This is a genomic window from Bartonella sp. MU37NMGALS, assembly GCF_042194015.1.
In the GTDB taxonomy this organism is placed as follows: Bacteria; Pseudomonadota; Alphaproteobacteria; order Rhizobiales; family Rhizobiaceae; genus Bartonella; species Bartonella grahamii.
Genome location: NZ_JBHIML010000151.1, coordinates 1 through 590, shown reverse-complemented (window position 1 = coordinate 590; position 590 = coordinate 1). Strand labels below are relative to the sequence as shown.

General features: G+C 33.7%; 1 protein-coding gene. It reads right to left on the bottom strand.

Annotation, left to right across the window (positions count from 1 at the left end; translation table 11 throughout):
* Positions 1–147: 147 nt before the first annotated feature.
* Positions 148–590 (bottom strand): type ISP restriction/modification enzyme (locus ACFIJP_RS09650; RefSeq protein WP_375627211.1); only part of this gene is annotated, 443 nt, incomplete at its 5' end.

Below are 590 nucleotides of genomic sequence, written 5' to 3'. Positions count from 1 at the left end.
TGCAAATGATTTCTTTTTAGAATAACGCATATAAGCACTCTTTTTAAAGATTGTATCTAATCAACTTAACAAGAGAGATATAGATTACAGTTATAAATCTATACCCCTTGTAAGATAGCATGCCTATAATGTGAGCATGCTTTTAAGTTATTCAGTTTCTATTATTTCTAATTTTGGTAGTTTTTTCACGATTTTCATTGTTTCCAAACTTACGGTAATAACCCTCTGAAACAACTCTAATGGATAAGCAGGGTTGCCAACAGTTTCAACAGCATAGCGATTAGCATCATTCACAATACCACTCTTTTTATCAGTCTTTACACACTGACGCCCCATAACCCATTCAAGAGCGGGTTTACCATTGACGATATACTCATAAGCTTCAAGAGGGATATCTGTTATTGTGATATTGCTGTTATAAAAAACAATCGATTTATCTTTTTCCTTACTATTCCCAGCGAATTTCATTTCTGTAACGTAATAGAATTTTTCGGGATTAGAGATCTCTGTAACTTTTGGATTACCCTTTTTAAAGGTCACTGGATAAGGTTCTACAGTTTCATAATTCACGTGCAAATGACCGAGTTCAC